Source organism: Nostoc sp. CmiVER01 (genome assembly GCF_034531135.2).
Classification (GTDB): Bacteria; Cyanobacteriota; Cyanobacteriia; order Cyanobacteriales; family Nostocaceae; genus Nostoc.
The window spans coordinates 255,711-267,523 of sequence record NZ_JAVRBU020000001.1 but is presented as its reverse complement, the minus strand read 5'-3'; the positions used below and the strand labels follow the sequence as shown (position 1 = coordinate 267,523).

Annotated in this window: 9 protein-coding genes; 3 read left to right on the top strand and 6 right to left on the bottom strand. The window is 43.3% G+C overall.

Annotated features, from left to right (window positions below; translation table 11 throughout):
* The first annotated feature begins 164 nt into the window (after positions 1-164).
* Positions 165-896 carry a DUF3865 domain-containing protein gene (locus RMZ43_RS00930; protein WP_322654102.1) on the top strand — a complete coding sequence of 244 codons (732 nt, stop codon included), beginning with the start codon at positions 165-167 and terminating at the stop codon, positions 894-896.
* A 19-nt stretch (positions 897-915) separates the two neighbouring features.
* Positions 916-2,019: an aromatic ring-hydroxylating oxygenase subunit alpha gene (locus RMZ43_RS00925; protein ID WP_322654101.1), complete on the top strand. Its 1,104-nt coding sequence runs from the start codon at positions 916-918 to the stop codon at positions 2,017-2,019.
* A 316-nt stretch (positions 2,020-2,335) separates the two neighbouring features.
* Here RMZ43_RS00925 and sppA read toward each other — a convergent pair whose 3' ends face one another.
* From sppA to RMZ43_RS00905, 4 genes are all read right to left on the bottom strand, one after another.
* Positions 2,336-4,171 (bottom strand): signal peptide peptidase SppA, encoded by a 1,836-nt coding sequence (sppA, locus tag RMZ43_RS00920; protein ID WP_322654100.1) that lies wholly within the window; start codon positions 4,169-4,171, stop codon positions 2,336-2,338.
* A gap of 101 nt (positions 4,172-4,272) precedes the next feature.
* Positions 4,273-5,322, bottom strand: a complete 1,050-nt coding sequence (gene fni / locus RMZ43_RS00915; protein ID WP_322654099.1) for a type 2 isopentenyl-diphosphate Delta-isomerase — start codon at positions 5,320-5,322, stop codon at positions 4,273-4,275.
* Between the two features lie 68 nt (positions 5,323-5,390).
* Complete coding sequence (locus RMZ43_RS00910) at positions 5,391-7,142, bottom strand: ABC transporter ATP-binding protein (protein WP_322645736.1); 1,752 nt, start codon at positions 7,140-7,142, stop codon at positions 5,391-5,393.
* 372 nt (positions 7,143-7,514) lie between these two features.
* Positions 7,515-8,144 (bottom strand): hypothetical protein, encoded by a 630-nt coding sequence (locus RMZ43_RS00905; RefSeq protein ID WP_322645735.1) that lies wholly within the window; start codon positions 8,142-8,144, stop codon positions 7,515-7,517.
* A 413-nt stretch (positions 8,145-8,557) separates the two neighbouring features.
* Between RMZ43_RS00905 and galE the strand changes: the two genes are divergently transcribed.
* Positions 8,558-9,556, top strand: coding sequence for a UDP-glucose 4-epimerase GalE (gene galE, locus RMZ43_RS00900; protein ID WP_322654098.1), 999 nt, complete (start codon positions 8,558-8,560; stop codon positions 9,554-9,556).
* 91 nt (positions 9,557-9,647) lie between these two features.
* On the opposite strand, the gene RMZ43_RS00895 is transcribed toward galE, so the two are convergent.
* Both RMZ43_RS00895 and RMZ43_RS00890 read right to left on the bottom strand, forming a co-directional pair.
* Entirely contained in the window at positions 9,648-10,343 is a 696-nt protein-coding gene (locus tag RMZ43_RS00895) for a hypothetical protein (RefSeq protein WP_322654097.1), read from the bottom strand.
* On the bottom strand, positions 10,318-11,589 hold the full coding sequence (locus RMZ43_RS00890; RefSeq protein ID WP_322654096.1) for a sulfite exporter TauE/SafE family protein: 1,272 nt from the start codon (positions 11,587-11,589) through the stop codon (positions 10,318-10,320). The genes RMZ43_RS00895 and RMZ43_RS00890 overlap by 26 nt, the downstream gene beginning before the upstream one ends.
* Positions 11,590-11,813: the final 224 nt, after the last annotated feature.

The following is an 11,813-nucleotide window of genomic DNA, read 5'->3' as shown; positions in this document are numbered from 1 at the left end:
TTAATCAACTTAATTACTTAGTTATTTCCAGTAGCTTTACTCAAGGTTTATCAATTTAAGGAAGCTATTCTGTCCATATAAGATATCAATTGCGCGTTAATTGTTAGCAACTGTTAAAGCTAGATTAGCATTCAGCAAATCTATAAGAAAGGACTAAAAATTGAATGGAATTTAATCACTTAACAAAGCAACTTAATCAACTGCTCGCTCAGGATTATGTGGCATTTAGCATTACAGAAAATCCTGTCGTAAAAATACTTAGTCAGGCAAGCTTTGCTCAAATTGCTTATGTCATGCAGCAATATTCGATTTTTCCAAAGGAGTTGGTGGGTTTCACAGAGTTAGCAAGACGGAAAGCGCTGGGTGCAAAATGGAACGGTGTAGCTCAGGAACTCCAAGAAAACATAGATGAAGAAATGGGTAGTACAACTGGAGGAATCTCTCATTACACGCTTTTAGCTGACGGGCTGGAAGAAAGACTGGGTGTTGCTGTAAAGAATACAATGCCGTCAGTTGCTACATCCAAACTGCTAATAACTATGCTATCGCTATTTGACCACCAAGTAAGCTATGTACTTGGGGCAACCTACGCGATCGAGGCAACTTCAATTCCTGAGTTGACTCTGATTGTGAAACTTGTAAAGTGGTTACACGAAGGAGCAATGCCCAAGGATTTGCAATATTTTTTTAGTAAACATTTAGATGAGTGGGAAGTTGAACATGAAGCGGGCTTAAGAACATCTGTGGCAGCCTACATACAACCCGAAGAATTTGGAGAGTTTGCAGCAGGGTTCCGAGCAATGATTGATGCAATGCAGGTTTGGTGGCAGGAATTAGCGCAAGAGGCAATCTCATCTGAGGTTGTTCTGAGTACAGCGATCGCTCAAAACCACTGATTAAATAGAACTTAACACTATGAATATCTTCACCCATCCATCATTTGTGGATGAAATTCCTAATACTAATAAACCAAAATTTGGACTACCTGGTGGTTATTACTTTAGTGAACAAATTTTTGCTTATGAGCAGCAAACTATCTGGCGTAATACCTGGCAGTTTGTAGGACGTGAATCCGATCTACCTAATCCTGGGGATTATTTAACTTGCCAAGTTGGCGATCAGCCCATGTTCGTGATTCGAGATAATAATGGCATATTGCGAGGGATACACAATGTTTGTCCGCATCGCGGAGCGCAGATGTTACAAGGGCAGGGTCATTGTCAACGGGTGCGTTGTCCGTATCATGGTTGGAACTTCAATTATGAAGGCAATCTTAAAGGTTTACCTCGCGCTGAGTATTTTCCCAATTTAGATAAGTCGGCTGTTTATCTAGCTAAGGGACGAGTAGAGACATGGGGCGGCTTTATCTTTGTTTGCTCAGAAGCAGATGGGGAATCTTTAGTCAGTTATTTAGCCGGATTCTCAGCCTATCTAGAGCAATATCAGCACTCTTGGCAGGAACTTCAGCAGGTTGACCACTGGTTTTATGAAGAGCCAGCCAATTGGAAATTTCCCATTGAGAATTATCTAGAGTGTTATCACTTGTCAGTTGTTCATGCCCAAAGTTTAAAGTGTTTCGATCCGAAGAATATTATTTACACTCCCACTGGGCGACACTATCAGATATTTGTTCCTTTTACAGATGATGAATTTGTGAAAGATCATCCCGCTTTTTCAGGAGAACCAAGGGGACAATCTTACCAGGGCTTCATCTTTCCCAATATGATGATTAATACTGCAAGAGACAAAGTTTCAGTTTTTCGGCTGACTCCTTTATCTCCCACAAGAACTAAGTTTGAGGTTTTTATTTATCAAACAAAAGCACAGATTGAAGCATTTCCTTATAAGCAGGATGAATTTCGACCTGAATTTGAGCGGGTGTTAAATGAAGACTTTGGGGTAGTGCGATCGCTACAAGCAAGTGTTCACTCCAAAGCTTATGGTGTACTTCAGCTTGCAGACATTGAATATGGAATTTCTCACTTTCATCAAGTGTTGTCGAAGTACTACCAACCCTAATAAGTAGGTCGGCGTAAATAATTATCGTTGGGACAAGGCAGGGGGCAGGGAGAAAAAGAGTTTGAGCCTTGTTTACTTTTCTTCACACAGTTTGGTTTTATTGTGCCGACTTATACCGTTTCACTTTAAGGTTGATACATTTAGGCAAGCAGGGGAGCAGAGGAGCAGGGGAGCAGAGGGGAAAGAATTTGTATCAGGATTTTAGTGAAATGGTATTACTTACACTTTCCTTAGTATCAAGTCTAGAGGGATGACAACGCCCTTGCGATCGCAAGGGCATTGGTGTTGTGATTGTTGGATAGATCCGGTGATGATGTTAATCAATCTTCAAGTTGAAAGGCAAACGGGCATAAACCCCTTGTGGATCGTTCATCTTTTGCAGAATTCCGATTTCTTGTTGCAACTTTTGGAATTCATTGATGAGGGGATTAGATTGTTGAAGTTGCGTCCCCTCAATTCCTAAAGCAGTCCGCACCTCTTCGGTTGCACGTCCAAAGAACCGTTCTCCGAAACTGTTAGTGCGAGGATATTCTTGCACTTCCCAGTCTTCTCCTAGTTTTGCCTGCTTGGCAGCATAAGCGATCGCACTATTCAACCCGCCAATTTCATCCACTAAACCAATTTCTTTAGCCGCTACACCAGACCAAACTCGTCCTTGAGCAATTTCTGCAACTTTTTGTTCTGGGAGTTTCCGACCTTGAGAAACTTTATTCAGAAACATATCATAAATTCGGTTCACACTACGTTGATAAATTGCCAACTCTTGAGGCGATTTCGGACGCGAAACTGTTTGACTATCAGCATAGGTTGCAGTTTTTACTGAATCCCAGGTGATGCCGTTATCACTCGCTAGCTTTGCACCATTAAACAGCAACCCAAATACACCTATTGAACCTGTAATAGTATTTGGTTCGGCAAAAATGCGATTAGAGTCGCTAGCAATCCAATAACCACCAGAGGCGGCCACATCACCCATTGACACTACCACTGGTTTCGCTTGACGAGTTAATTTCACCTCTCGCTGCATAACTTCGGCTGCGGTAGCACTACCACCAGGACTGTTAATTCGTAATACAACAGCTTTTACATCCTTATCTTGTCGGAGTTTCTTGAAGATTTTGGCAAAGCGATCGCCTCCTACTTGCCCATCTTCTCCTTTACCATCGACAATCTCACCTTCAGCATAAACAACGGCAATTTCATTTTTTGAACTACGTTCTACACCCAAAGATTTGCCAGAAACTTCTGCATAACTATTCAGGCTAATTTGTCGGAATGTTTTGTCGTCTTTATCGCTATCTGTCAACTTTTTGAGGTCAGTTACCACTTCATCAGGGTATTGGACTTGATCAACTAAACCGCTAGTTTTCGCTTGTGTGGCTTCGAGTAGCGCCTGACTATCTGCGATCGCTTGCAACTGCTTAGGTTCAATTTTCCGACTTGCGCCTACAGTAGTACGCCACTCTCCCCAAACATCATCCAACAATTTCTGAGTTTGTTCGCGGTTTTCTGGACTCAACTTTGTGAGGATAAATGGTTCTACAGCCCCCTTAAATTTCCCCACTCGCACGACTTGAACACCAATGCCATATTTCTGCAATGCACCGGCTAAAAACATCGGTTGTGAACTCAAGCCGTTGATTTCCATCATTCCTAGAGGATTCAGTACAATGGAATCTGCTACTGAACTAAGGTAATATTCTTTTTTACTCCAATCACTGCCATAGGCGACAATCTTTTTCCCCGCAGCGCAAAACTCCTCCAGCGCTTTCCGAATTTCTTTCAGAGAGGCATAGCCGACGTTACCAGCTTGGCTTGTGTTTGTTGCATCTAAATAGATCCCAACAATTCGCGGATCGCGCCGCGCCTTTTCCAAAGTTTCTACAACTTTGCGGAGTGCCATTCTTTCGTCATCTACACCTGATATTGTGCTTTGAAACAATTCATCTGAACTAGGTTCGCTATCAGTAATTTTCATTGACAAGTCAAAAACTAGCATTGACTTATCTTTCACATTTGGCCCAGTATCTTTAGAAGAAGTAGCAGCCAATATTAGCAAGAATAATCCAGTGGTTCCCAGACCACCAAAAATAATTAGTCCTAGTAAGGTGCCAATTAAACTAGCAAAAGTTTGTTTGATAAAATTACGCATTAGTTATTAGTTATTGGGCATTGGGCATTAGGCATTAGGTATTGGGCATTGCTTATTTTCCTTGTCTTTCTTATCTTCCCCATTCCCTATTCCCTATTTACTTATTCTATGCGCTGTAAACTATCAGAGTGCTTTAACTGAAACAAAGTGGCGTTGCCAGTGCAAAATAAGACTGTAGTAATTTCGGCAATTAATACTTCAACAAGTTCTGCAACTGCTTTTTCTGATGTTGCTGCTGCTTGCAAAAAAGGCATTGCTAAACCAGCTATATCTGCTCCCAAGGCGATCGCGACTGCAATATCCAATCCATGACGCAAACCTCCCGAAGCAATTAAGGGCACATTTGGAGCGATCGCTCTAATAGTTGTAATACACTCTGCCGTCGGTAAACCCCAATCGGCAAACGTCGTTCCTAAGCGACGTTGCAAGGGATTTTCTGCCCGTTCGCTTTCTACTTTTGCCCACGAAGTACCCCCCGCACCAGCCACATCAATTGCTGCTACTCCAGAGGCGAGAAGTTTTTGTGCGATCGCTGCTGAAATGCCGTTACCTACTTCCTTTGCAATTACTGGCACTGGCAGTTTGCTGCACAATGTAGCTATCTTGTCAAGCAAACCCCGGAAATTAGTATCACCTTTGGGTTGAATGCACTCTTGTAGAGGGTTAATGTGTAAAATCAGGGCATCAGCCTCTAGGATATCAACTACCCGCAAACATTCATCCAAGCCGTACTTATAGTTAAGTTGCACAGCGCCCAAGTTCGCAAATAGCAGAACATCGGGGGCATACTTACGGACAGCAAAAGTATCAGCTACCTGGGGTTTTTCTACCGCTATGCGCTGGGAACCAACACCCATTGCAATTTTGTAGTGTTGCGCGACTTGCGCCAAACGTTGGTTAATCATTGCGGCTTGTTCTGTTCCGCCAGTCATGGAAGAAATTAACAAGGGCGCATTAAGGTGTTTCCCCAGGAAAGTTGTACTAATATCAATATCGTTGTGATTGAGTTCGGGTAAGCAAGAATGAGTGAAACGATAACGTTCCAGTCCATTTGTGATTTGATGAGACTGAACATCTTCCTCTAAACAGATCCGAATGTGATCGGCTTTGCGATTCTGAGTTTGTGCAGAGATATTGATAGGGGCGTTCACTGGTAGGTATAGCTAAAAGTATTGGCTTGCGATCGCTATTGTTACATTGTCTATTTACGCCGACCTACTTAGTGCAGTAATTCTTCAACTTGATGTTGGCTCCACAAAATTCTGTATAGACCCTGTTGTTTTAAAAGTTCTAAGTGATTACCTGTTTCGACAATTTTTCCCTTTTCCATCACAAAAATTCGGTCAGCCGTCGCCGCCGCCGATAATTGATGGGTAATGAAAATTACTGTTTTGCGTACAGTACCACCAGAGAGATTTTTGAGGATTTGCGTGGCTGTTTGATTATCCACACTAGAGAGGGCATCATCCAAAATTAATACTGGAGCATTGACCAGCATAGCCCTAGCTAAGGCAGTACGTTGTCGTTGACCACCAGAAAGAGTAATACCACGTTCACCAACAATAGTTTCATATTGCTGGGGAAAATTGTTAATTTCTGATTCAATTTGGGCAAGTTTAGCAACAGATTCTATCTGCTCTTGTTCGCTAATTGGATCACCGTAACGGATATTATTTTTGATTGTAGTGCTAAATAGAAAACTATCTTGAGGAACGTAGGCGATCGCACCTCGTAAATCTGCCAACGCTATCTTAGTAATATCCACCCCATCTAAAAACAATTGTCCTGATTCAATATCCAACAAGCGCGGTAAAGCATTGGCCAAAGTGGATTTTCCCGAACCAATTGCCCCAACAATGGCTACGGTTTCTCCCGGAGCAATGGTAAAGTTAACATTTTCTAGCGCAGGAGTAGTGTAACCAGGGTAAGTATAGGTGAGATTTTTAGCTGTCACTTCCCCTTTAAGTTCAGCCACAGGTAGATGTATGGTATCGGCTGTGTCTTGAATTTTCGGTGTTACAGAGAGAATCGATTCAAGGCGATCTATACTAACTTCACCCCGTTGGTAGGCTGTAATTGTGAATCCTAAAATGGCTGTGGGGAAAACTAGACGTTCTACATAAATTAACAGTACTAAAAAATCACCAACTTGAAGTGTCCCAGAAGACATCCGTGCCGTCCCTAGCCAGATGATTATCAGCGAACTAATATTGGCTAACCCGCTAATTACCGGAAACAGTATATTTCGGAGTTTTGCCAGTTCCAAGTTAGCAGTCAATAGCTGCTGATTTTTCTTGGCAAAAGCTCGACGCTCGTTTGCTTCTTGGGCATAGATTTTAATTAAGGCAATACCACTGATATCCTCTTGGATAAGTTCGCTGATGTCAGAGAGTTGCTCTTGGACTGCTGCTTGTTGTTTGCGTAAGCGATTACTAAACAGACTCACTAACAAGAGCATAAAAGGGTACACTGCCAGAGAGGCTAGTGTGAGATCCACACTAATTGCCAGCATTACTGGCAGTGTTAGGGCATAGGCAAACACGATATTTGCCAAACTCAAGACTGCAAAACCCAACAAACGCTTGATATTGTCCACATCACTGGTAGCCCGACTAATCAAATCGCCAGCAGTATTACTAGCAAAATAAGCCGGCTCCAGCTTGAGTAAGTGTTCAAAAATCCTTTGTTTCAGATCAAATTCTACCTGTCGCCCTACCCCAAATAGCCAAATACGGGATGCCATCCGCATTAGCCACATTGCCGAACTGAGTAAGACAATGATTACTACGTCATGTATTATTTGGCTCAAGACGAAGGTTGTGGAGAGTTTGTCAACGCCAGCACGAATCAACAAGGGGATATAAACGCCCAGTGCATTGACAGACAACAAAGCGAGAATGCCTAAAGACGCCTCCCGCCAATGGGGACGTAGGTAAGCAATGAGTTTAGCGATTCGTCGAGATTTTGCCATTAAAGCAATTTTGCAACTTTATCATCCTAGATTAACTGCTAGTCCAAGGAGACAGCACTGTAGAGGGAATATTGCTTGTAAATTAAGCTTTTATTACCTCTTTGAACTGGATAGTTATGGAAAAAAGCAGGAGGCAGATAGCGCCGTGTAAAGCCTTCTCTACGAGAGGCTGCGCCAACGGCATGGCAACGCTATGAGCGAGTTTGCGAGCATTGGGCAGGAGGCAGAAGAGAAGAGGAATTGGGGCAGGGGGCGAAGAGCAGAGGGTAAAGAAGAATTGGTGCAAAGGTAAGGGGAAAATTTTCCCCAATTCTCCCTGCTCCCCTGCTCCCCTGCTCCCCTGCTTCTTTTCTCCTGCCTTCTTCACCTTTATTACCTCTGAACACGTAAGAACCTGTAAATTTCAACGAGATAACTTTCCCAAGTTCTTGTTGTCAATTGCAACGTTTCCGCATTCGGTACAAAGTCTTCCAGTCGTAAACCGCGTGTGCGAATATCTTGGGGACTTCCTTGTAATAAATAGGGAGGCACTTTCAAATTATAAGAAAAAATGCCATCCCCTGTAACATCTGAAATGTTCGCTGCGGTGGTTTGTTGTCCTAACGCCACCAGTGTCCCAGATGTTGGTGTAGCAGTTACTAGAGGTGCCCTATAAAGGAAATAGGCAACGGCTGGTGTACTTGCTAACAGCAAAATTGTCAGTGCCCAACCGATCATGTATCCTCCTGGTTTGTCTATGCCACCTCCTTTTATTTTCTGAGCTGCCAAAATCATCAGTAAAACAGAGGCTCCTAATGGCTTGAGTGGAAAAGACAGCATCCTCCACAACGACGCCACAGCAGGTTCACTGGGGTTAAGAAATGATAGGGCTACGATTACCAAGATAACGACTAGGATTAATCGTCCGACAAAACTTCCAGAGGGATAAAATCGCTGGAACAGAGAATATACGATAGTGCCAATCAGCAGCCACAGCAATACTCGGCTTAACAATAGAAACATAGATTAACTCTCAAATTTTCTGGTGCAGTGAGCCAATGAGGTGGTAAAACAGTCCTCCTTGCTTGGAATTTCCACACCATTTCTTTTGTTCAGAAAAGAAGTGGTTCCCCAAGAGTAACTGTCGTGCATGGTTTCCCTGCATAAAACAACTAGCGACTTCTTAGCTTTAGCGACGCTAGGAGCGTCACCCGTAAGGGTCAACCTAGAGGTTTCGGGAAATGAATTTATTTTATTGCCAAATTGTAATTGCACTGTTTGACTTAAAATACCTTAAACCTCACACCTAATGACTACCGTCGTAGTGATTTTAGTGCAATTTTTTGACACTGCGTCTATTATTTATATTTTTCTAGAAGAGTAATATAGTACCGGTAAACTAAATCAATCGAGTAATCGACTCAAAAGGAAAAACTATGTCGCCTGGAAAGCCTACCATTTTGGTCACGGGGGGAGCTGGATATATTGGTTCTCATACGGTGCTTGCCTTGAAGCAAGCGGGTTATAACATTGTCATCCTTGATAATCTGGTCTATGGGCATCGTGATTTGGTAGAAAAAGTTTTACAGGTAGAACTGATAGTAGGAGATACAGGCGATCGCCCTTTGCTAGATCATCTATTTAAAACCCGCGATATTGCTGCTGTGATGCACTTTTCTGCTTATGCCTACGTAGGAGAATCAGTAACTGATCCGGCTAAATATTACCGCAATAACGTTGTTGGTACTTTGACTCTGTTAGAAGCGATGCTGACGGCATCTGTAAAGAAATTTGTCTTTTCTTCTACCTGTGCCACCTACGGTGTACCAGAATTTGTACCCATTCCAGAAAACCATCCCCAAAATCCGATTAATCCTTATGGCGCGACAAAGCTCATGGTAGAGCGGATTCTTTCTGATTTTGATGTTGCTTACGGTTTTAAATCAGTGCGTTTCCGCTATTTTAATGCTGCTGGTGCTAACCCCAGTGGTTTGCTTGGAGAGGATCACAATCCAGAAACCCATTTGATTCCCTTGGTGCTGATGACAGCTTTAGGCAAACGAGAATCCATCTCAATTTTCGGCACTGATTACCCTACGCCCGATGGTACTTGTATTCGTGATTATATTCATGTTAATGACTTAGCAGATGCCCACATTTTGGGATTGGAATATTTATTAAAAGGTAACGATAGCGAAGTTTTCAATTTGGGCAATGGCAGTGGTTTCTCTGTTAGAGAAGTTATTGCAGCTACTGAACAGGTAACAGGAATTTCTATACCAGTAGAAGAACGCGATCGCCGTCCTGGCGATCCCCCAATTCTCATTGGCGCTAGCGAAAAAGCCAGAACAATTTTAGGCTGGCAACCTCAGTATCCAGCCATTAAAGATATTGTCGGTCATGCGTGGCAGTGGCATCAAAAGCGACATAAGTAAGAAGAGGGGAATGGGGAAAGACTTGTTGTAAGTTCTCACTCAAATCACCTTGTCCCTCTGCCCCCTGCCCCCACTCCCCACTCCCCACTCCCTACTCCCCACCCCCTCTCATATTTCGTAGTACGACAACTAAAATGCCGATAAATCCGAGGATTGGCAGTGCGATCGCCCAAATTGGTAATTGCTGAGATTCACCCTCTCCTAAATTACCGTTGACATCTCGTAGCTTTTGTGTATCCTGTGTAGATCCGCCTGCCACAGTAACTTCAAATTTGAACTCAAAGGGTTTGAATCTTGCTCCAGAAACTGGTTTACCATTTAGTTGCAACTCATAAATACCTGGCTTAGGAAAGACAACTTCCGCACCTGGAATACCTTGATAACGTTCAGCTGCTACAGGTTTTAACTGTGGTTCTAACAGTGGTGGCTCTCCGGTGGCATAAGGTTCGGCATAAACGGCTAACTGACAATTACACTGTGATAGGGGAATCACTCTTCCACCTCTGCGGGTAAGCGCAAACCAGGCTTGGCTTGGTTCTCCAGCACGAGGATTATCATTTGGTTCAATGTGGAGAGTGCCACCGACATCTCCGGCTACTTCCACTTTATGAGCAGACGCCGGGTAAATATTAGTTATTGATATAACTAAGCAACTCAGGAATAATAAATACTTTATTGTTCCTTGATGCCAAGAAATGGCTTTAAATAGGTAACGCCTCTGTTTTTGACTCGTTGAGATAGAGCCAGAAAATAAAGATGATTTACCGCGATTTGGTTGGGGGAACATAAAACTTTTCTACGGCTAACTTTGACCAAAAAAAGTGCGAACGCACCATTAAGACACTGAGGGTAACAATTCCCATCAGTACTACTGCTAATTTATTTCCCCAAGTTGATTGCGAGGAACCCAGGTAATGGGAACCAATCAACACAGCATGAATGGCACTCAAGAGCAAGGCTGGCACACCCAATAGATGAATCTGTCGCCAACGCTTGCCCAAAGATTTCTGCAACGATTCCCAACTCGTTAAAGCGGCGGGGGACATTAATAACAATGCTACAGCACCCGCAGCCATACCCCACTGAAATTCTGGCGGCAGGAAAGAAAAGGCGGCAAATTTCCATTGCAATGAGTGTTCCATCATGTGGGCGGTGTGAACCACAGAAAGCACAAAAGATCCCACTCCCAAGGCTCGACGGTAACGCAGTGGTGATGCCCACAAGCCACTAATGGGACGCGCAATTAAAGCCAAAATTAAGCAGATTAAGGCAGCGTGTCCGGTGTAATCTACCATTGTGTCACCAGTTCGCAGCAAGGTGATAACGCCAATGATGAGTGTCACCCAACCGCCTAATCGAAACAACTGACTGCGCCTGTCTTTACTTACCAAAGATGTGGAAACGCCTACACCTAGCATAGTTGGCAGGGTTCCCAGGCCAAAAGCCAGCATAGTTGCCCCACCCATCCATAAATTGCCAGTTTCAGCAGCTTTAATTTGGGCAGCATATAGGAAACCACAGGGCATTAAACCCCAAGTCATTCCTAAAAGCATTGGTGTCCACCATTTGGTTTTTAAGGAAAGCTTAACCATTCCTGTGCTGAGGCGATCGTGTAAACTACCTTGTAACAAGGGGTGTAACACGGGTATTCGCGGCAGTAAATCGGGTTTTACTTGTCCTAAGCCAAACCAAATCAGCATTACGCCAGTTAGAATTGCCATCCAGCGCCGGAAGTCGCTACCAACACCCGCTAGTTGTCCGCCTTGCAATAATACCGAACCTAGCGCCCCAATGCCAGCACCGACTAGAGCATAGCTCAACATCCGCCCCAGGTTTAGCAAAATATGAAATTTTAATTGCTGTTGCCAAGTGCCGGACTTTTCTAAGGTTGATGTGCGTCCCAAAGAGGCTGCTGGTGGTGTTTTCGGCTGATGAGATAGGGAAAATGCCATTGTTAAAGGGCCACACATCCCAAAGCAATGTCCAAAACTCCCCAGGAACCCCAGTATTGTGATCAGCAACAAATCTACCATAAAAAAGCCCTGAGTTCTGAGTCATCAGTTCTGAGTGTCAGAATAAAGATTTTGAAGAAGTAATAATAAATTCTTTTCTTCTTTACTCAGCACTCCTCTAGTGGGGCACTGTAAGTGAAGCTGCGATCGCTGTCAAAAGACAAGTTGTCAAACTTGATATTCACTTTAGCAAAGAAAGCTTTTTATGTGAATATAAATTCAGGCAAAATATTTTAAAATTATAG